An 18527-nucleotide genomic window follows, 5' to 3' on the forward strand; every position below is an offset into this window, starting at 1 on the left:
AATCAGCGTGTTTCTTCGAGCGCGTCCTGGAACAGGTTCACCGCTTGATCGATCTCCTGCCGGCTGGCGGTGAGCGGCGGCAGCCAGCGCACCACCTGGCCGTGGATGCCGCAGCGCAGCAGCAGCAGGCCGCTTTGTTCGCAGGCCTTGAGCAGGGCGGCGGCGCGCTCGCCATCGGGCTGGCCCGGCGCCTTGACGATTTCCATGCCCAGCATCAGGCCCATGCCGCGCACCTCGTCGATGCAATCGTGACTGTCCCGCAGCGTGCGCAGACGTTCGAACAGGTAGGCACCCTCGGTGGCCGCGTGGCTGACCAGCTCCTCCTGTTCCATCACGTCCAGGGTGGCCAGGGCGGCGGCGCAGGCCACCGCGTTGGCGCCGTAGGTGCCGCCCTGGGAACCCGGCGCGCCGCTGGACATCAGGGCCCGGCTGGCGGCCACGGCGGACAGCGGGTAGCCGCTGGCCAGCCCCTTGGCGGTGATCAGCATGTCCGGCTGAACGTCGAAATGCTCGTGGCTCCAGAACCGCCCGGTGCGCCCGTAGCCGGCCTGGATTTCATCGGCGATCAGCAGGATGCCGTGCTTGTCGCAGCGCTCGCGCAGGCCCTGCATGAAGCGCTTGGTGGCGGGGTAGTAGCCGTATTCCCCCTGCACCGGCTCGATGATCATGGCGGCGGTGTCCGAGGGCGCGGACTGGGTCATCAGCACGTGGTCCAGCTCGCGCAGGCAGAAGTCCACGGTGTCGTCCTCGCTCCAGCCGTAGCGGTAGCTGTGCGGGAAGGGGCTGAAGCTGACGCCGGCCATCAGCGGCTGCCAGCCGGTGCGCACCTTGGTGGTGGAGGTGGTCATCGAGGCCGCCGCCAGGGTGCGGCCGTGAAAGCCGCCGGTGAAGGCGATGATATTGGGCCGGCCGGTCGCCTGGCGGGCCAGACGCAGGGCGGTCTCCACCGCTTCGCTGCCGGAGTTGGAGAACGCCACCGCGTCGAGGTGCCGGGGCAGATGCTCGTAGAGCCGGTCGGTGAGACGCAGCATATTGGGGTGAGTGACGGTGGCGTACTGGGCGTGCACCAGCTTGCCGACCTGATCGCGGGCGGCTTCCACCACCTTGGGGTGGCAGTGGCCGGTGGCGGTAACGCCGATGCCCGATGTGAAATCCAGCCAGCGACGGCCTTCGCCGTCAAACAACCAGCTTCCTTCGCCCCGTTCCGCGCAGATCCCGCTGGACTGCACCAAAAGTGGAGACAGATGATTCATGGCTTGCTCCTCCATACCCGATTCCCGGGGGAGGTACGCGCTGGACCCGCCTTGTGATCAAGACCGGTTCAGCGGCCCCCGCCCAGGGCGCCTTGAATCCGCGCACCGATTTGGTCGGTGCCGCACGCCGGGTGCCCGGCGGCGAGGTCCGACACCAGCGTCTCATGCAAATGCCGGGCCGCGCCATAAAAAATCGGCTCTTTTTCGCCGAGCCAGTCGAGCATCAACGCCAGGCTGAAAAGGGTCGCGCGCGGGTCGGCGATACCCTGGCCGGCGATGTCCGGCGCGGAACCGTGGGTGGGCTCGAACAGGGCCGGCTGGGACGGGTCCGCCGGGTTCAGGTTGGCGGACGGTGCCACCCCGAGCCCGCCGGCCAGTACCGCCGCCAGGTCGGTGAGAATGTCGCCGTGCAGGTTGCTGGCCACCACCACGTCGAAGCGCCACGGCGCCTGCACGAACTTCATCGCCGCCGCGTCCACCAGCTCGTGATGGGTGGCCACGTCCGGGTAGTCGGCGGCCACTTCCTCGAACACCCGGTCGTAGAGGGTGCCCCAGAACGCCTGGGCGTTGCGTTTGGTGATCAGGCATACCTGCGATTCACGGGGCTCGCCGTCGGCGCCGTCGAAGCGGCGCGGGCTGTTTGAGTCGGCCCGTTCAGCCGCCCGTTGCCGGGCGCGTTCGAAGGCGTGGCGTATCAGCCGCTCGGTGGCGGTGTAGGTGAACACCTCCAGCTGCGTGGCGATTTCCTCACGGGTGTCCGCGCGCAGCCGGCCGCCCTGGCCGACGTACTCGCCTTCGCTGTTTTCGCGGATCACCAGCATGTCCAGATCGCGGGCGCGGTCGTCGGCCAGGTACTGAACGGTGCCGGGGTAGAAGCGGGCGGGCCGTTCGCAGGCCCACAGGTCCAGACCCTTGCGCAGGGTCAGTAGCGGCGCCAGGGAGACGCCGTCGGGGAGACAGTAACGTTGCGGGTCGCTGAGCGGCCCCGGGTCGCCCAGGGCGCCCAGCAGCAGGGCCTGGTACTCACGCAGCCGTGGCAGCGCGTCCTCCGGCATCATGGCGCCGTGGCGCCGGTGCCAGTCGGTGGCCGGCCACGGCAGCACGTCGTACGCCAGGGGCAGGTCGTGGCCGTGGATCAGCGTCTTGAGCACCGCCTCGGCCACGGCCATCACCTCCGGGCCGATGCCGTCGCCGGGTAGCAGCGCAACGCGCGCGGAAGTCGCCATAACGGCTCCTGTCGGATGAAGGGGGTATCAGCCCATGCAGAGGTACTTCACCTCCATGTACTCTTCCATGCCCTGGTGGGAGCCTTCGCGGCCCAGGCCGGACTCCTTGACGCCGCCGAACGGTGCCGCCGCGTTGGAAATCAGGCCTTCGTTTATGCCCACCATGCCGGCTTCCAGCGCTTCGGCCACGCGCCACACGCGGTGGATGTTCTCGCTGTAGAAATAGGAGGCCAGACCGAACGGCGTGTCGTTGGCGATGCGGATGCCTTCCTGCTCGTCCTGGAAACGGATCACCGCCGCCAGCGGGCCGAAGGTTTCCTCGTGGCAGAATTCCATGTCGGCGGTGGCACCGGTGATCAGTGTGGGCTGAACGAAGTTGCCGCCGCGCTCATGGGCGCCGCCGCCGAGCACCACCTTGGCGCCCTTGGATTTGGCGTCCTCGATATGCTCAAGCACTTTCTTGGCGGCGCCGGCGTTGATCAGCGGCGCCTGGGTGACGCCCTCTTCAAAGCCGTCGCCGACTTTCAGTTTCTCCATCGCCGCCTTGAGTTTTTCCACGAACGCATCGTGCACGCCGTCCTGCACCAGGAAACGGTTCACGCACACGCAGGTCTGGCCGGTGTTGCGGAACTTGCTGGCGATGGCGCCTTCCACGGCCTTGTCCAGATCGGCGTCGTCGAACACCAGGAAGGGCGCGTTGCCGCCCAGTTCCAGGGATACCTTCTGGATGTGCTCGGCGCAGTTGGCCATCAGCTGGCTGCCCACCTCGGTGGAGCCGGTGAAGCTCACCTTGCGCACCACCGGCGAGCTGGTGATGGTGTCGGCGATGGCCGCCGCGGAGCCGGTAATGATGTTGATCACACCGGCGGGGATGCCGGCGCGTTGGGCCAGCTCGGCCAGCGCGAAGGCGGAATAGGGCGTGGCGCTGGCGGGTTTGACCACCATGGTGCAGCCCGCCGCCAGGGCGGCGCCGGCCTTGCGGGTGATCATCGACGCCGGGAAGTTCCACGGCGTGATCGCGGCGGTCACACCGATGGCCTGCTTGATCACGATGATGTGCTGGCCGGGCTTGGCGCCGGGGATGGTGTCGCCGTAGGCGCGGCGGGCTTCCTCGGCGAACCATTTGATGAACGACGCAGCGTAGGCGATCTCGCCCTTGGATTCCGCCAGCGGCTTGCCCTGTTCCAGGGTCATCAGCGCGCCCAGGTCGTCCTGGTGCTCCATCATCAGGTTGTACCAGGCGTACAGCAGGTCGGCCCGCTCGCCGGCGGTCTTGGCGCGCCAGGCCGGCAGCGCGTTGTCGGCGGCGGCGATCGCTTGCAGGGTGTCCGCTTCCTTCATGCGCGGCACGGTGCCGATGATCTCACCGTTGGAGGGATTGTCCACGTCGATGGTGGCGCCGTCCTCGGCGTCGCACCACTGGCCGTTGATAAAGCACTGCTGGCGGAAAAGGGACGGATCCTTGAGGTTGAACTGGGTCATCGGGAGCTCTCCTGAAAGCGTTCTTAGCGCAAAAGAAATCAATGCTTCAACGCTAGCAGAGCTCGGCGCCCAGGCCTATCCCTTATGGATGGGTTTTACGCATGACGGTGAGAGGAAGAAACAGCCGCGAGCGTTCGCCCGCGGCCGTGGCGCTGTCAGCCGCGCTTAAGACTGTCGGTCAGGTGGGGTTTGATCTTCTGCAGCAGGCCTTTGAACACTTTCGGGGTGCCGGCCACGATGTTGCCGCGCTGCAGGTGGCTGTGGCCGCCGGCCACGTCGCCCACCAGGCCGCCGGCCTCGGTGATCAGCAGCGTGCCCGCCGCCATGTCCCATTCCTGCAGGCCCAGCTCGAAGAAGCCGTCCAGGCGGCCGGCGGCCACCCAGGCCAGGTCCAGCGCCGCGGCGCCGGGCCGGCGCAGGCCGGCGGTGGATTCCGCCACCGCCCGGAACATGCCCATGTAGGCGTCCATGTAGGCCATCTGGTCGTTGCGGAACGGGAAACCGGTGCCGATCAGGGCGCCATCCAGGCCGGCCCGGTTGGTGACGCGCAGGCGGCGGCCGTTGAGGGCCGCGCCACGGCCCCGGCTGGCGGTGAATTCTTCCTCGCGCAGCGGATCGTAGACCACCGCGTGCTCCACCTTGCCTTTGACTTTCAAGGCGATGGATACCGCGTACTGCGGCAGGCCGTGGATAAAGTTGGTGGTGCCGTCCAGCGGATCGATCACCCACAGGTAATCGGCGCCGGCGCCGGTGCCCGGCTGCTCGCCGCTTTCCTCGGCGAGAATGCCGTGCTCGGGGTAGGCTTTGCGGATGGCGTCGATGATGCGTGCTTCCGCGGCCCGGTCCACCTGGGTGACGAAGTCGTTGGCCGCCTTCCGGTCCACGGACAGGGGGTCGTTGTTCTCCGCCGCGCGGCGGATCAGGTTGCCGGCCTGGCGGGCGGCTCGCAGGGCAATGTTCACTTGCGGCGCGTGCATGCAATCATCCTGTCGGGTTCAAAGAGCGCGATCACCCGCTGCGGCGGGGCCGGCGGGCGTTTTGGGAGGCGGATTGTAACAGAGCCGGAGGGAGGAGGGCAGATCAGAATCTGCTAGACTAACGCGCTCTCCATTCCCGGATTCGGATACCTCATGTTAGAGAACGTGCGCGTGGTGATGGTGGAAACCACGCACCCCGGCAATATCGGCGCCGCCGCCCGAGCCATGAAGACCATGGGGCTGGCGGACCTGCGTCTGGTCAGCCCGGCGGTCTATCCCAGCGCCGAGGCCACCGCCCGCGCCTCCGGCGCCGGCGATGTGCTCAGCGCCGCGCGGGTCTGCGCCGACCTGGACGAAGCCCTCGAAGGCGCCACCCTGGTGATCGGCACCAGCGCGCGCCAGCGGCGCATTCCCTGGCCCTGCCTGACGCCGCGCCAACTGAGCGCCCAGCTGCAGCGCGAGCCGGAAAGCACCCGCATCGCGGTGCTGTTCGGGCGCGAGGACCGCGGCCTGACCAACGACGAACTGCGCCGCTGCAACCTGCACGTGACGGTGCCCGCCAACCCGGACTACGGCGTGCTCAACGTGGCGTCGGCGGTGCAGCTGATCGCCTATGAACTGCGGCTGGCGCTGGTCGGCGAGGACGCCGACCTGCCCGAGGCCCGCGCCCGCCGCGAGGCCATGCCGCTGCCGGAAATGTTCTGGGATGAGCCGCCGGCCAGTAACCAGGCGGTGGCCGGCTTTCTGGATCACCTGGAACAGGTGATGACCGAGAGCGGCTTCCTGAACCCGGAGCAGCCCGGTCAGGTGATGACGCGCATGCGGCGATTGTTCCTGCGCGCTCGTCCGGACAAAATGGAAATCAGCATCCTGCGCGGTACGCTGGTGGCGATACAGAAGCACGCCGCTCGCCAGGCGGCGGACACGCCCCGCGACGACGAGCCGGGGACCAGGCAGAGGTAATTATGTTCAAGCAAGTGAAAGAGGACATCGCATCGGTTTTCAGCCGCGACCCGGCGGCGCGCAACACCCTAGAAGTGCTGCTCAACTATCCGGGCCTGCACGCGGTGCTGTTCCACCGTCTGGCGCACTGGCTGTGGCACCACAACCTCAAACAGCTGGCCCGGGTCCTGTCCACCTTCAGCCGCTGGCTCACCGGCATCGAGATTCACCCCGGCGCCAAGATCGGCCGGCGCTTTTTCATCGACCACGGCATGGGCGTGGTGATCGGTGAAACCGCGGAAATCGGCGACGATGTCACCCTCTACCACGGCGTTACCCTGGGCGGCACCAGCTGGGACAAGGGCAAGCGCCACCCGACCCTGGAAGACGGTGTGGTGGTCGGCGCCGGTGCCAAGGTGCTGGGCCCGTTCACCGTGCACAAGAACGCCAAGATCGGCTCCAACTCCGTGGTCACCAAGGAGGTGCCGGAAGGCGCCACCGTGGTCGGCATCCCCGGCCGCGTGATCGGCCGGCCGGTCAGCGAGCAGGAGAAGAACCGCCAGGAAATGGCCGAGAAGATCGGCTTCCAGGCCTACGGCGTCAGCAACGACATGCCCGACCCGGTGGCCGAGGCCATCGGCGCGCTGCTGGACCACATGCACGCGGTGGACGGCAAGCTCGACCGGGTGTGCGACAACCTCAAGCGCCAGGGCATCCAGGGTTGCGACGAGAAACTGCCCGAGCTCAACGCCGAGGACTTCGAGCCGGTGAAGGCGCGCGGCGGCACCGACTGAAGACACCTGGATGATTCAGACTCTGACGCGCTTGTTCCCGCTGTGGGCGGTGCTGTTTTCGGTATTCGCGTTTCTGTTTCCGGGCGGGCTGGCGCAGCTGTCCTGGGCGATCGTGCCGCTGCTGATGCTGATCATGTTCGGCATGGGCATGACGCTCACCTGGGCGGATTTCGCGGATGTGGCGCGGCGTCCCGAGGTGATCGGCGCGGGCATGCTGCTGCAGTTTCTGATCATGCCGCTGGTGGCCTTGCTCGTGGGCTTGTTGCTGGCGCTGCCGCCGGAGCTGCTGCTGGGCCTGGTGATCGTCGGCGCCTGCCCGGGCGGCACCGCGTCCAATGTGATCTGCTATCTGGCGCGGGCGGACGTGGCGCTGTCAATCACCATGACCTCGGTGTCCACCCTGGTGGCGGTGGTGGCCACGCCGCTGCTGGTGTGGGTCTACCAGGGCCAGAGCATCGAAGTGCCGGTGATGTCCATGCTCGGCTCCCTGGTGCAGATCGTGCTGCTACCGGTGATCGCCGGCACCTTGCTGAACTCCCTGTTTCATCGCCCGCTGGAGCCGGTGCGGGCGGTATTCCCGCTGCTGTCGGTGGCCGCCATCGTGCTGGTGATCGGCGTAATCGTGGCGCTCAACCGGGACCGCATCGCGGTGGGCGGCGCGGCGGTGATGCTGGCGGTGGTGCTGCACAACGGCCTGGGGCTGGCGCTGGGTTACGGCGGCGCCCGGCTGATGCGTCTCGATCCGCGCCGTGCCCGCACGCTGGCGATCGAAGTGGGGATGCAGAATTCCGGCCTGGGCGTGGCGCTGGCGGTGAAGCATTTCTCCGCCAGCGCCGCCTTGCCCGGGGCCCTGTTCAGCGTGTGGCACAACCTGTCCGGCTCATTGCTGGCCTGGTATTGGCGGCGCCGGCAACCGTAAAAGACGGTAATGCGGCCTGCCAGAGCGCCGCCGGGCTGGCAGACTGACCCTTAATGAAACGTCTCTCCCAAATCCTCTTGCTGTTGCTGCTGATCGCCGCGCCGCTGTTCGTGCTCGGCCTGCACCAGCAGTGGTGGTCGGTGCCGCGTCACTGGAACCCCTTCATGCCGCTGCACGTCACCGATCCGGTGACGCCGGTGACCGGCTGGAAGCTGTCGCGACTGGAGGGCCGGCCGCAGGCCTGCCTGGACGCGTTAAACACCGCGCCGGAGGACGCCCTCGACCACCTGCCGCTGGAGGACTACACCCCGGTGGAGAGCTGCCCGCTGACCAACGTGGTGCGGGTGCGCCGCACCGGGGTGACGTTCAACAACAGCTTCGTGGCCCGCTGCCCGCTGGCGCTGGCCTGGGTGATGTTCGAGCGCCACGGCCTGCAGCCCGCCGCCCGCGAACAGTTCGATCAGCCGGTCCGGACGGTGTGGCACTACGGCACCTTTTCCTGCCGCAATATTTACAACCGGGAAGAGGACCGGCGCAGCGATCACGCCACCGCCTCGGCGCTGGATCTGGCCGCGCTGACCCTGGCCGACGGCACCCGCATTTCAGTGCAGGACGACTGGGACGGGGAGGGCGACAAGGCTGCGTTCCTGCGCAGCCTGCAAAACCGGGCCTGTGAGTACTTCGGCACCGTGCTGGGGCCGGACTACAACCAGGCCCACGCGGACCACTTCCACCTGGGTCTGAGAGGTTTCCGGATCTGCCGCTAGCCGTGCCGTTCGCGGGGCAGCGTCAGGTACACCCCGACAATCAGCAGCGGCGCGCCCAGCAGATGGTGCCCGCCGAGCGCGGCGCCGAGCACCAGGAACGCGAACAGGGCGGTGAAGAACGGCGTGGACAGGCGCACCACGGTGGCGGCGGTGGGGGTGATGTGCTGGCACGCCAGCGGATAGAGGTAGCCCGGCGCCAGCGTCGACACCGCCGCCAGGCCCAGGAACAGGCCCCACTGGCCGGCGTCGGGCACCGCCGCCGCCGGGCTGGCGAACGGCACGCTCACCAGCAGGCCGAGCACGCAGCCGATCAGCACCACGCTCCAGCCCTGGCCCTGCAGCCGGGTGCCGGCCTGCGAGTAGAGCGCCATCGCCAGGGCCGCCGCCAGCCCGCAGGCGTCGCCGATCAGGCGGCCCTGGTCGGCGTCCGGGGCCGTGACCGGCCCGCCCAGCAACACCACCGCCAGCCCGGCGAACGCCAGCAGACCGCCCAGCACCTCGCGGCCGGCCACCGGCTGGCGGCGCAGCACTCGCAGCAGCATCACGAAGAACGGCGATGTGGAGACCAGCAACGACACGCTCACCACGTCACTGAGATAGAACCCCACCGTGGCCAGCACATAGTAGGCGGCGAGCAGCACACCGCCGTACAGCGTCTGCTGATTGGGACGCTGAAAACCCCGGGTCAGGGTGAGCAGGACGGTGAGCAGCAGCGCGGCGGTGAGAAACCGGAACACCAGGGTGGTGCCGGTGGGCAGGTCGCGCAGCAGCGCCACCCAGATGCCGGTGGCGCCCCATTGGGCGCTGGCGAGCAGGGCGAGGGCAGTGCCTTTTTGTGTGTCGGAAGCCATGCCCCGCCCTCCGGAATGGGGTGTGTCAGACGTTGAACAGGAAGTTCAGCACGTCGCCGTCCTTGACCACATAGTCCTTGCCTTCGGCGCGCATCTTGCCGGCTTCCTTGGCGCCCTGTTCGCCGTTGCCGGCGACGTAATCGTCGTAGGCGATGGTTTGCGCGCGGATGAAGCCCTTCTCGAAGTCGGTGTGGATCACGCCGGCCGCCTGCGGCGCGGTGGCGCCGATCTTGATGGTCCAGGCGCGCACTTCCTTCTTGCCGGCGGTGAAGTAGGTCTGCAGGCCGAGCAGCTCATAGCCGGCGCGGATCACCCGGTTGAGGCCGGGTTCTTCCATGCCCAGGTCGGCCAGGAAGTCGGCTTTCTCTTCATCGTCCAGTTCGGCGATCTCCGATTCGATCTTGGCGCAGATCGGCACCACCGAGGCGTTTTCCTTCGCCGCCTGTTCGCGCACCAGGTCCAGCAACGGATTGTTGTCGAAGCCGTCCTCTTCCACGTTGGCGATGTACATGGTGGGTTTGAGGGTGAGCAGGTTGAGGCTGCGGATTGCCTTGCGCTCGTCATCGCTGAGGTTGGCGGCGCGCGCCGGTTCACCCTCGTTGAGCAGCGGCAGCAGCTTTTCCAGCACCGGGATCAGCGCCTGGGCGTCCTTGTTCTGGCCCTTGGCGGCTTTCTGGGCGCGCTGCAGGGCGCGGTCCACGGAGTCCAGGTCGGCCAGCGCCAGCTCGGTGTTGATCACGGAAATGTCATCCAGCGGCGATACCTTGCCGGCCACGTGGATCACGTTCTCGTCGTCGAAGCAGCGCACCACATGGGCGATGGCGTCGGTGTCGCGGATGTTGGCCAGGAACTGGTTGCCCAGGCCCTCGCCCTTGGAGGCGCCCGCCACCAGGCCGGCGATATCGACGAACTCCATGGTCGCCGGAATCACCTTCTCCGGGCTGACGATGGCGGCCAGCTTGTCCAGCCGCGGGTCCGGCACCGGGACCACGCCGGTGTTCGGCTCAATGGTGCAGAACGGGAAGTTCTCGGCGTCGATGCCGGCCTTGGTCAAGGCGTTGAAAAGGGTGGATTTGCCCACATTGGGCAGGCCCACGATACCGCACTGAATACCCATAACTGCACCTCCGTTTTCGAGGGCGCAATGCTACTCAAGCGCGGGCCAAAATGCGACAGGCGAGAAACGACGGGTTGCCAGGGAGCCGGCTCCGGGGGGCGCTGCCGCCGCTCAGCGCGGCCGGGGGCACCGCTAGACTGGCGCCATAAAGGAGGGAAGGACACCATGACCGAACGCATCCTCTATCAATTTCCGATATCCCATTACTGCGAAAAGTCCCGCTGGCAGCTCGACTATAAAGGCCTGGCATACCGCACCCGCAACCTGCTGCCGGGGCCGCACCGGCTGCGCACCCAGTGGATGGCGCGCATTAACACTCTGCCGGTACTGCGTGACGGCCAGCGGGTGGTGGGGGATTCCACCAAAATCGCCTACTACCTGGAAAAGCACTACCCGGAACGCTCGCTGATCCCCACCGACGCGGAGTCCCGCGCCCGGGTCATCGAGCTGGAACAGCAACTCGACCGGGTGGCGGTGCACGTGCGCCGCTGGCTCTACGGCCAGATTATCGACCGTCCGGAAGTCATGGACGCCATGCTCGATCCCTACCGGTTGCCGGGGCCGCTGAAAAAGGTTTGGACGCCGATCACCCGGGAGAGCGTACGACGCCTCTACCGCATCGAACCCAAAGCGGTGGCGCACTCCGGGCAGAGAGTGGAGGAGGGCCTGGCGCTGGTCGAGCAGACTCTGCAACGCGGTGGTGGTCGTTACTTGGTGGGCGATGCGTTCACGCTGGCGGACATCGCCGCCGCCAGTCTGCTGGCGCCGCTGGTCAGCCCGGCTGGCACGCCCTGGGATATGTTCGAGGAGGGCTCGCTGCCCGCCGCGCTGCGGAAGCAGCTGGATGATTTGCGCGAGCGCCCGGCGGGTCAATGGGTGCTGGCACGCTACGCCGAGGATCGTTAGAACTTGTAGGAGCGGGCCTTGCCCGCGAAAGGGTGGCTTTTAGCCACCCGGCGGGATACCAGAGACTTTTCAAATGGCGGTATAAACGGCGTCTCTGGAATCCTGCCGGCGCGCTAGCGCGCCTTTCGCGGGCAAGGCCCGCTCCTACGAGGCGCGGAAGCCGTTGAGGCCGTTCATGGCGTGGCTGAATTCGCCGCGCAGCATGTCCGGGGTAAACCGCACCGCTTCGTCGATGGCCCGTTCGATCAGTTCACGGTCGGCGGCGGAGGGTTTGTTCAGCACATGGGGGGTGACCAGCTGGGCGCTGCCCGGATGGCCGATACCAATACGCAGACGGTAGAAGTCCTTGCTGTTGCCGTGGCGGGCAACGATATCGCGCAGACCATTGTGGCCGCCGTGTCCGCCGCCCTGCTTGAAGCGGGCCACGCCCGGGGGCAGGTCCAGTTCATCGTGGGCCACGAGCATCTGCGTGACGGGAATCTTGAAGAAGTTCGCCAGGGCCGAGGTGGATTGGCCGCTGCGGTTCATATAGGTGGTGGGCACCAGCAGGCGGATGGTTTCGCCTTCGAAGGTGAAGGTGCCGGTGGCACCGAAGTATTTCTTGTCTTCGTTAAGAAAGATGCCCTGGGCACGGGCCAGGGCATCCACATACCAGACTCCGGCGTTGTGGCGGGTGGCGTCGTATTCGGGGCCCGGATTGCCCAGGCCCACGATCAGTCGTACCGGTTCCGCCATCATCGCGCTCAGTCTTCGGAGGGCTTCTCTTCGCCTTTGCCGCCGTCTTTCTCGGCGGCGTCTTCCTGACCTTCCTCGTCCTCATCGTCGTCGCTGGCACGCACTTTCGGAGTGTGTACGGCAACGATGGGCTGGTCGTGGTCTTCACCGTAGGCCAGCTGGGTCAGGGTCACACCGGCGGGCAGCTTGATGTCGGACAGGTGCAGCACCTGGTCCAGCTCCACGGCGATCAGGTCCACCTCGATGTATTCCGGCAGATCCTTGGGCAGACAGCTGATTTCCACTTCGGAAATGTTGCGGTGGATTTCACCACCCTGCTTCTTAACACCGATGCAGGCTTCTTCGTTGGTGTAGTGCAGCGGCACGGTCATGGTGATTTCATGGCCGGCTTCGACGCGCATGAAGTCGGCGTGGATCGGGAAACCGCGGGCCGGATCGCGCTGCAGATCGCGCAGAACCGCCTGCTGCTTCTTGCCGTCCAGCTTCAGCGTCAGGATGTGGCTGTAGAAGGCCTCGGTTTCCAGGGCTTTCTTCAGCTCACGGGTCTCCAGTGAAATCATCACGGGGTCGGCGTGGCCGCCATAGATAATGGCCGGTACGCGACCGTGCAGACGACGCAGGCGGCGGCTCGCACCTTTCCCCGTGTCGCTGCGGCTTTCAGCGGTCAATTCGAATTCGTTGGACATGGTCCTGTCTCCATTAAGCTTTCCGGCACCCCGCGACCAGGCGCACCGAAAAGGTTGCGATAAGCCCGAAACGGGCGTCCCCGGAACGGGGAGGGGGCGGATTATGCCGGAAATCCCCGGGCTACACCAGTTCCAGGCGGTCGAACATGGCGGACAACGATTCCTCGTTGTTCACCCGGCGGATGGTTTCCGCCAGCATCGGCGCCAGGCGCAGCACGCGGATCTTGTCGCACTGACGGCCCTGCTCGGACAGCGGGATGGTGTCGGTGACCACCAGCTGGTCCATGGCGCTGTTGCTGATGTTGTCGATGGCCGGGCCGGACAGCACCGGGTGGGTGCAGTAGGCGATCACCTTGGCGGCGCCGTGGTCCTTGAGGGCCTGGGCGGCTTTGCACAGAGTGCCTGCGGTGTCGACGATGTCGTCCACCAGCACGCAGGTGCGGCCTTCCACCTCACCGATGATGTGCATCACCTGGGATTCGTTGGCCTTGGGGCGGCGCTTGTCGATGATCGCCAGATCGGCGTCGTTGAGCTGCTTGGCCAGGGCGCGGGCACGGACCACGCCGCCCACGTCCGGGCTCACCACCATCAGGTCGTCGTGCTTTTGACGCTCGATGTCGGCCACGAACAGGGGCGTGCCGTAGACGTTGTCCACGGGGATGTCGAAGAAGCCCTGGATCTGGTCGGCGTGCAGGTCCACGGTCACCACCCGGTCGATGCCCACGGCGGTGATCATGTCGGCGACCACCTTGGCGGTGATCGGCACCCGCGCGGAGCGCACCCGGCGGTCCTGGCGGGCGTAACCGAAGTAGGGGATCACGGCGGTGATGCGGCCGGCGGAAGAGCGCCGCAGGGCGTCCGCCATCACCAGCAGTTCCATCAGGTTGTTATTGGTGGGCTGGCAGGTGGACTGCACGATGAACACGTCCTTGCCGCGCACGTTTTCCTGAATGTCCACGGCCACTTCGCCGTCGCTGAAAACGCCGACGTCGGCATCGCCGAGGGGAATGTTGATCTGCTCGGCCATGGAGCTGGCCAGTTCGGGATTGGCGTTGCCGGCGAAAATAACGAGTTTGGACACTGGCGTCCCCTGGCTTTCAAGTAATGAATTTAGGGTTTGTCCTTACGGAAAGAAATGGCTGGGGTACCAGGACTCGAACCTGGGAATGACGGGATCAAAACCCGCTGCCTTACCAACTTGGCTATACCCCAACACTAACTTGCTCAGGTGGCGTGTCACGCCGGCCCTGAATTCTGTCTGGCTCGAAGCGTCGCCAGTGCCTCATGGAGAGGTGAGATTTCAGTGCTTCGAGCCACAAAACCTGTCCAGTATTCCGGCAAGTGCCGCAGTGCGTTATGCGCGTCTTGCTGGTCGGCGAAGTGTGCGAAACAACAAGCGCCGGTACCGGTCATGCGGGCGTTGCCCGCTTCGCTTTGGAGCCAGTCGAGCGCTTTATCCACGGCGGGAAAAAGGCGCCGGGCCACGGCTTCGCAGTCGTTGTGCCCTTCCTTCAGGAAGGCCTCGAAAGTGGCCGCCCCAAGCGAGGCCGGTAATGTAATGGCGGGGGTGTGCCTTGTCAATTCCCCGTCGCCGAAAATTCGAGCGGTTGAAACGGAGACCCCGGGATCGACCACCAGAAACCAGAGTGGCGGCAATTCAACGGCTTGCAAGCGTTCGCCCACGCCCTCCGCCCAGGCATTGCGGCCGCGCACGAACACCGGCACGTCGGCGCCCAGGCTCAGCCCCAGCCGCGCCAGGGTATCCACGTCCAGGTCCAGGCCCCAGAGCAGATTCAGCCCCCACAGCGCGGTGGCGGCGTCGGAGGAGCCGCCGCCCACGCCGCCGCCGGCGGGCAGCCTCTTGCGCAGATGCAAGCGCGCGCCGGCGGCATGGCCGGTCTCCTGTTGCAGCAGCCGGGCGGCGCGCAGCACCAGATTGTCGTCGTCCACCGGCAGCGCCGGGCTGTCGCAACGCAAGCTGAGGGTGTCGGCGGGGGCGAAATCCAGGGTGTCGCCGTGGTCGAGCAGCACGAACAGGGTCTGCAGCAGGTGGTAGCCATCCTGGCGCCGGCCGTTGATGTGCAAAAACAGGTTCAGTTTGGCCGGCGCCGGCAGGGAAAACGGAGCCATGATCAGGGCTGGCTGGGCAGCGGCTGCCACTCGCGGATCAGCAGGGTAAAGCTGTCGGCGCCCTGGCGCGCCTTGATGCGGTGGGGCAGCGCCACCCGGCCCACGGTCTGGTAGCGGTCGAATTCCAGGTCCCAGCCCAGCTGGCTCAGCTGGCTGAGCCGGCCGTCGTCGTTTTCCTCCGACTGCGCCGGCGCCCCCGGCCAGACCAGCCCGCGGCTCCAGTATTCCAGCGCCGACACCGGCAGCCAGAAACCGGTCAGGTGCCAGGCCAGTTCGCCCGGGGTGCGGGCCTGCCATTCGCCCTGGGAGGTTTCCAGGCGGGCCATGCCCGGCTGCCAGGTGAGTTCCGCGCTGCCGAAACCGAGCGGGCCGGAAAAGCGGATTTCCCCGTAGCGCGGCGCCTGCTGCCAGTCGAAGCTGGCGGAGCCGCCGTCGTCGGCGGTGCGGTAGCCGAGCTTGCCGCTCATTTCCCAACGCTGGATCTGGTCGGCGCGGGTGAAGTCCGTGGGGGCCACCGGGGCCTGTTGGCAGGCGCTCAGCAGCAGCGCCAGGGGCAGCCACCAAAAACGGCTCGCATTGCTCAAAGTGTCACCTCCAGGCGTTGCAGGGTTTCCATGATCGGCTCGGCTTCCGGGCTCTGCTCCAGCGCCGTGGCCCAGACCCGGCGGGCATCATCTTCTTCCCCCAGCACCCACAGCACCTCGCCCAGGTGGGCGCTCACTTCCGGGTCCGGGAACTGGGCGTAGGCGCGGCGCAGGAACGGCAGCGCGTCCTCCGGCCGGCCCAGCCGGTACAGCACCCAGCCCATGGAATCGAGAATCGCCGGGTCGTTGGGCTGCTGTTCCAGGGCGCGGCGGATCATGTCGCGGGCCTGCTCCAGGCGCACGCCCTGGTCCGCCCAGGTGTAGCCCAGGGCGTTCAGCGCCGCCGGGTCGTCGGGCTGTTGTTCCAGCACCCGGCGCAGGTCCGCCTCCATGGCTTCATAGTTTCCCAGGCCGCCGGCGGTCATCGCCCGGGCGTAGAGCAGTTCCGGGTTGTCCGGGGCGGTTTCCAGGGCCCGGTCGAGCAGCGCCAGGGCGGATTCCGGGTCGCCGTTGGCGGCGCGCATGTCCGCCTCGCTGATCCACAGCAGGGTGGCCTGTTCCGGGTACTGATGGGTGAGGCTGGTGATCAGCGCGTGGGCCTGATCGCCACGGCCTTCGCTGTACATAAGCCGCGCCGCCTGCACCTGGGCCTGCAGGCTTTCGCCGCCTTTGACCTTCAAATAATAGTCGATGGCGCCTTTGCTGTCGCCGCGCTGCTCCGCCGCCTGACCCAGGTGCAGGCGCATTTCATTGGGGCGGTACCCCTGGCGCAGCAGCCGCTGCAGGATCGCCTCGGCGGAATCCATGGCGCCGGATTCCAGCGCCAGCAGGGCCAGGGAATACTGCAGGTCCAGGTCGCGGGGGTTCTGTTCCGCCAGGATGGTCAGCTGCTCGCTGGCCCGGTCGTAGCGGCCGGCGGCCAGCAGCAGGCGCACATAGGCGACCCGCGGGCGGCGCGCGTCGGGGGCGTCGTCGACGATATCGCTGAGCTCGCTCAGCGCCTTGTCACGGCGGCCCTGCTCAAACAGGATCTGGGTGCGCAGCAGCGCGGCCTCGCCGTGGTCCGGGTCCTGGTCCAGGGCGGTGTCCACCGCCTCCAGGGCGCCGTCCAGGTCGCTCTGCTGACGCCGGTCCAGGGCCCGGGCGTACCACAGCGGCGCCTGCTCCGGGTAGCGCTCGGCGAGCCCGGACAGGGCGTTGAGCAGCCGTTGGTTGGCGCCTTCGTCCAGGCCGCGCGCCTCCGCCACCAGCGGGATCAGCGCTTCGCTGCCGTGCACCGCGAGCAGCCGGTCGATGGATTCGGTGGCCTGTTCCGGGCGCTCCAGCTGGATGTCGGCCAGCGCCGCCAGGCGCAGGGCGTCGGCGTTATCGGGCTGGCGCTCCAGCCACAGGCCGGCCAGGTGCCGGGCCTGCTCATGCTCTTCCAGATAGGTGGCGAGCTTGGTGGCCTGAGCGATGATTTCCGGGTCGTGGGTGGTTTCCGCCGCCCGCGCGTAATAGGCCATGGTGACCCGCAGGCTTTGCCGTTGGGCGGCGCTTTCCGCCACCAGCAGATCGCCCAGGGTTTCGCCGTCGTATTCGATCGGCGGGAGGTCCCGGGGCGGCGCGGCCGGGGCGGGGTCTTGCGGTGTGGACGGCATCTGCGAGCAGCCGGCCAGGGCGAACAGGGCGGCGGCGAGGAGCGATGGGCGTGATTTCATCGGCTGGCTATCAAAGGACATTGAGCCGCTACTATCGCACAGCCGCGCGCCGGCCCCAAGGGCGGGGGCGACGTTGTTTTGCGGGGCGCTTTCGCGCAAAATGCGACACCCTTGCGCGTATCAGGGCCTAACCCCATCGGGTCGTCATCATTTCTTATGAATCTCATCGCAGTCGGCGTTAATCACACCACCGCGGATGTGGAGCTGCGCGAGCAGCTGGCATTTTCCGCCGCTCAAGCGGATGACGCCCTGGTTGCCCTGCGCGAGCTTCCCGGTATCCGCGAAGCGGCGCTGCTGTCCACCTGCAACCGTACTGAAGTGTACTGCCTGATCGACGGCGAAACGCCGGATTTCGGGGAGTGGCTGGCGCAGGCCCGGCGCATGCCGGTGGAGACCCTGCGGCGGGTCCTTTATACCCACCGGGACGAAAAAGCCCTGGAGCACCTGATGCGGGTGGCCGGCGGCCTGGATTCCATGGTGCTCGGCGAACCGCAGATTCTCGGCCAGCTGCGCGAGGCCTACGCCCGCGCCCACGAGGCGGGGTTGATCAACGGCGAATTGGGCCGGGTATTCCAGGACGTGTTCTCGGTGGCCAAGCGCATCCGCACGGAAACCGGCATCGGCGCCAACCCGGTGTCGGTGGCCTACGCGGCGGTGTCGTTCGCCCGGCATATCTTCGCCGACCTGAAACAGAGCCGTGCCCTGTTGATCGGCGCCGGCGAAATGATCGAGCTGGTGGCCCGGCACCTGGAAGAACAGCAGGTGCACGAAATCGTGATCGCCAACCGCACCCAGGGCCGCGCCGACGACCTGGCCGCCCAGGTGGGCGGACGCGGCATCGGCCTGGAAGAGCTGCCGGTGGCGCTGGAGCACGCGGACATTCTGATCTCCTGCACCGCCTCGCCGCTGCCGGTGCTGGGTAAGGGCACCGTGGAGCGGGCGCTCAAGCGCCGCCGCCACCGGCCGATGTTCATGGTGGATATCGCCGTGCCCCGCGACATCGAGCCGGAAGTCGGCGAACTGGACGACGTCTATCTGTACACCGTGGATCACCTCCAGGAGGCGATCCAGGAAAACGTGCGCGCCCGCCAGGAAGCCGCCGAGCAGGCCGGTGCCCTGATCGACGAGGCGATTCGCCGCCACCACCGCAGCCGCCGCGAACAGCGGGCCGTGGGGGTGCTGCGTGACTACCGGCGCCAGGGCACCGAGCTGGCCGACCAGGAGCTGCAGCGGGCCCTGGCGCAGTTGGAAAAGGGCGGCGACCCGGAACAGGTGCTGCGCCGCTTCAAACACAGCCTGGTCAACAAATGGCTGCACCAGCCGAGCGTGGGCCTGCGCCGGCTGGCCGCCGAAGGCCGCGCCGAGGCGCTCGCCATGGCGCGGGAAATACTGCTCGACCAGGATAACCTGGACGATCAGCCATCCGATCAGGAATCCGATCAAGAATAGCGGGAACCC

The 18527-nt window shown here is 67.2% G+C and carries 18 protein-coding genes and 1 tRNA gene; 6 read left to right on the forward strand and 13 right to left on the reverse strand.

Annotated features, from left to right (window positions below; all coding sequences use genetic code 11):
• Nucleotides 1–2: 2 nt before the first annotated feature.
• The 4 genes from ACEQZD_RS12565 to suhB all read right to left on the reverse strand — a co-directional run bounded on the left by ACEQZD_RS12565 (nucleotide 3) and on the right by suhB (nucleotide 4938).
• A complete protein-coding gene (locus ACEQZD_RS12565) occupies nucleotides 3–1253 on the reverse strand; it encodes an aspartate aminotransferase family protein (RefSeq protein ID WP_142948976.1) in 1251 nt (416 codons plus the stop codon).
• Between the two features lie 68 nt (nucleotides 1254–1321).
• Nucleotides 1322–2479 (reverse strand): isocitrate/isopropylmalate dehydrogenase family protein, encoded by a 1158-nt coding sequence (locus tag ACEQZD_RS12570; protein WP_142948974.1) that lies wholly within the window; start codon nucleotides 2477–2479, stop codon nucleotides 1322–1324.
• A 27-nt stretch (nucleotides 2480–2506) separates the two neighbouring features.
• Nucleotides 2507–3961 (reverse strand): NAD-dependent succinate-semialdehyde dehydrogenase, encoded by a 1455-nt coding sequence (locus ACEQZD_RS12575; RefSeq protein ID WP_370185927.1) that lies wholly within the window; start codon nucleotides 3959–3961, stop codon nucleotides 2507–2509.
• Nucleotides 3962–4116: 155 nt separating this feature from the next.
• On the reverse strand, nucleotides 4117–4938 hold the full coding sequence (gene suhB, locus ACEQZD_RS12580; RefSeq protein WP_142948971.1) for an inositol-1-monophosphatase: 822 nt from the start codon (nucleotides 4936–4938) through the stop codon (nucleotides 4117–4119).
• A gap of 153 nt (nucleotides 4939–5091) precedes the next feature.
• Here suhB and ACEQZD_RS12585 point away from each other — a divergent pair, with 153 nt between their 5' ends.
• The 4 genes from ACEQZD_RS12585 to ACEQZD_RS12600 are packed head-to-tail and all read left to right on the forward strand — an operon-like array spanning nucleotide 5092 to nucleotide 8360.
• Nucleotides 5092–5901 carry an RNA methyltransferase gene (locus tag ACEQZD_RS12585; protein WP_142948970.1) on the forward strand — a complete coding sequence of 270 codons (810 nt, stop codon included), beginning with the start codon at nucleotides 5092–5094 and terminating at the stop codon, nucleotides 5899–5901.
• A 2-nt stretch (nucleotides 5902–5903) separates the two neighbouring features.
• On the forward strand, nucleotides 5904–6674 hold the full coding sequence (gene cysE / locus ACEQZD_RS12590) for a serine O-acetyltransferase (RefSeq protein WP_142948969.1): 771 nt from the start codon (nucleotides 5904–5906) through the stop codon (nucleotides 6672–6674).
• Nucleotides 6675–6684: 10 nt separating this feature from the next.
• Nucleotides 6685–7593, forward strand: coding sequence for a bile acid:sodium symporter family protein (locus ACEQZD_RS12595; RefSeq protein ID WP_370185930.1), 909 nt, complete (start codon nucleotides 6685–6687; stop codon nucleotides 7591–7593).
• Nucleotides 7594–7646: 53 nt separating this feature from the next.
• Complete coding sequence (locus ACEQZD_RS12600; protein ID WP_335629017.1) at nucleotides 7647–8360, forward strand: extensin family protein; 714 nt, start codon at nucleotides 7647–7649, stop codon at nucleotides 8358–8360.
• On the opposite strand, the gene ACEQZD_RS12605 is transcribed toward ACEQZD_RS12600, so the two are convergent.
• Both ACEQZD_RS12605 and ychF read right to left on the reverse strand, forming a co-directional pair.
• On the reverse strand, nucleotides 8357–9211 hold the full coding sequence (locus ACEQZD_RS12605) for a DMT family transporter (RefSeq protein WP_370185932.1): 855 nt from the start codon (nucleotides 9209–9211) through the stop codon (nucleotides 8357–8359). The genes ACEQZD_RS12600 and ACEQZD_RS12605 overlap by 4 nt on opposite strands.
• 25 nt (nucleotides 9212–9236) lie before the next feature.
• Nucleotides 9237–10328: a redox-regulated ATPase YchF gene (gene ychF, locus ACEQZD_RS12610; RefSeq protein WP_300526085.1), complete on the reverse strand. Its 1092-nt coding sequence runs from the start codon at nucleotides 10326–10328 to the stop codon at nucleotides 9237–9239.
• Nucleotides 10329–10493: 165 nt separating this feature from the next.
• On the opposite strand from ychF, the gene ACEQZD_RS12615 reads away from it, so the two are divergent.
• Nucleotides 10494–11234 (forward strand): glutathione S-transferase family protein, encoded by a 741-nt coding sequence (locus ACEQZD_RS12615; RefSeq protein WP_335629019.1) that lies wholly within the window; start codon nucleotides 10494–10496, stop codon nucleotides 11232–11234.
• A gap of 144 nt (nucleotides 11235–11378) precedes the next feature.
• Here the strand turns inward: ACEQZD_RS12615 and pth are convergent, their stop codons facing one another.
• The 7 genes from pth to ACEQZD_RS12650 form a co-directional block, all read right to left on the reverse strand.
• A complete protein-coding gene (pth, locus tag ACEQZD_RS12620; RefSeq protein ID WP_335629164.1) occupies nucleotides 11379–11969 on the reverse strand; it encodes an aminoacyl-tRNA hydrolase in 591 nt (196 codons plus the stop codon).
• A gap of 8 nt (nucleotides 11970–11977) precedes the next feature.
• Complete coding sequence (locus ACEQZD_RS12625) at nucleotides 11978–12655, reverse strand: 50S ribosomal protein L25/general stress protein Ctc (protein ID WP_335629020.1); 678 nt, start codon at nucleotides 12653–12655, stop codon at nucleotides 11978–11980.
• A 121-nt stretch (nucleotides 12656–12776) separates the two neighbouring features.
• The gene (locus tag ACEQZD_RS12630) at nucleotides 12777–13736 is read right to left on the reverse strand and encodes a ribose-phosphate pyrophosphokinase (protein WP_067610391.1); all 960 of its coding nucleotides are present in this window, start codon (nucleotides 13734–13736) and stop codon (nucleotides 12777–12779) included.
• A gap of 55 nt (nucleotides 13737–13791) precedes the next feature.
• A tRNA-Gln gene (locus tag ACEQZD_RS12635) sits at nucleotides 13792–13867 on the reverse strand.
• Nucleotides 13868–13891: 24 nt separating this feature from the next.
• Entirely contained in the window at nucleotides 13892–14785 is an 894-nt protein-coding gene (ispE, locus tag ACEQZD_RS12640; protein WP_370185935.1) for a 4-(cytidine 5'-diphospho)-2-C-methyl-D-erythritol kinase, read from the reverse strand.
• Nucleotides 14786–14787: 2 nt separating this feature from the next.
• Complete coding sequence (lolB, locus tag ACEQZD_RS12645; protein WP_335629022.1) at nucleotides 14788–15369, reverse strand: lipoprotein insertase outer membrane protein LolB; 582 nt, start codon at nucleotides 15367–15369, stop codon at nucleotides 14788–14790.
• Nucleotides 15366–17090 (reverse strand): tetratricopeptide repeat protein, encoded by a 1725-nt coding sequence (locus ACEQZD_RS12650; RefSeq protein ID WP_370185938.1) that lies wholly within the window; start codon nucleotides 17088–17090, stop codon nucleotides 15366–15368. Before ACEQZD_RS12650 ends, lolB begins: the two co-directional genes overlap by 4 nt.
• 135 nt (nucleotides 17091–17225) lie before the next feature.
• Here ACEQZD_RS12650 and hemA point away from each other — a divergent pair, with 135 nt between their 5' ends.
• The gene (gene hemA, locus ACEQZD_RS12655; RefSeq protein WP_142948954.1) at nucleotides 17226–18518 is read left to right on the forward strand and encodes a glutamyl-tRNA reductase; all 1293 of its coding nucleotides are present in this window, start codon (nucleotides 17226–17228) and stop codon (nucleotides 18516–18518) included.
• Nucleotides 18519–18527 lie beyond the last annotated feature (9 nt).

The sequence above is a fragment of the Alloalcanivorax sp. genome (genome assembly GCF_964221125.1).
Classification (GTDB): domain Bacteria; phylum Pseudomonadota; class Gammaproteobacteria; order Pseudomonadales; family Alcanivoracaceae; genus Alloalcanivorax; species Alloalcanivorax venustensis.

Bases quoted from the DNA above. Each gene is read 5' to 3' on its own strand.
- pth (WP_335629164.1), bottom strand. From the start codon at position 11,969: ATGGCGGAACCGGTACGACTGATCGTGGGCCTGGGCAATCCGGGCCCC.
- ACEQZD_RS12600 (WP_335629017.1), top strand. From the start codon at position 7,647: ATGAAACGTCTCTCCCAAATCCTCTTGCTGTTGCTGCTGATCGCCGCG.
- ACEQZD_RS12605 (WP_370185932.1), bottom strand. From the start codon at position 9,211: ATGGCTTCCGACACACAAAAAGGCACTGCCCTCGCCCTGCTCGCCAGC.
- ispE (WP_370185935.1), bottom strand. From the start codon at position 14,785: ATGGCTCCGTTTTCCCTGCCGGCGCCGGCCAAACTGAACCTGTTTTTG.
- ACEQZD_RS12650 (WP_370185938.1), bottom strand. From the start codon at position 17,090: ATGTCCTTTGATAGCCAGCCGATGAAATCACGCCCATCGCTCCTCGCC.
- ACEQZD_RS12565 (WP_142948976.1), bottom strand. From the start codon at position 1,253: ATGAATCATCTGTCTCCACTTTTGGTGCAGTCCAGCGGGATCTGCGCG.
- ACEQZD_RS12575 (WP_370185927.1), bottom strand. From the start codon at position 3,961: ATGACCCAGTTCAACCTCAAGGATCCGTCCCTTTTCCGCCAGCAGTGC.
- ACEQZD_RS12625 (WP_335629020.1), bottom strand. From the start codon at position 12,655: ATGTCCAACGAATTCGAATTGACCGCTGAAAGCCGCAGCGACACGGGG.
- ychF (WP_300526085.1), bottom strand. From the start codon at position 10,328: ATGGGTATTCAGTGCGGTATCGTGGGCCTGCCCAATGTGGGCAAATCC.
- ACEQZD_RS12595 (WP_370185930.1), top strand. From the start codon at position 6,685: ATGATTCAGACTCTGACGCGCTTGTTCCCGCTGTGGGCGGTGCTGTTT.
- hemA (WP_142948954.1), top strand. From the start codon at position 17,226: ATGAATCTCATCGCAGTCGGCGTTAATCACACCACCGCGGATGTGGAG.
- ACEQZD_RS12570 (WP_142948974.1), bottom strand. From the start codon at position 2,479: ATGGCGACTTCCGCGCGCGTTGCGCTGCTACCCGGCGACGGCATCGGC.
- cysE (WP_142948969.1), top strand. From the start codon at position 5,904: ATGTTCAAGCAAGTGAAAGAGGACATCGCATCGGTTTTCAGCCGCGAC.
- ACEQZD_RS12615 (WP_335629019.1), top strand. From the start codon at position 10,494: ATGACCGAACGCATCCTCTATCAATTTCCGATATCCCATTACTGCGAA.
- ACEQZD_RS12585 (WP_142948970.1), top strand. From the start codon at position 5,092: ATGTTAGAGAACGTGCGCGTGGTGATGGTGGAAACCACGCACCCCGGC.
- suhB (WP_142948971.1), bottom strand. From the start codon at position 4,938: ATGCACGCGCCGCAAGTGAACATTGCCCTGCGAGCCGCCCGCCAGGCC.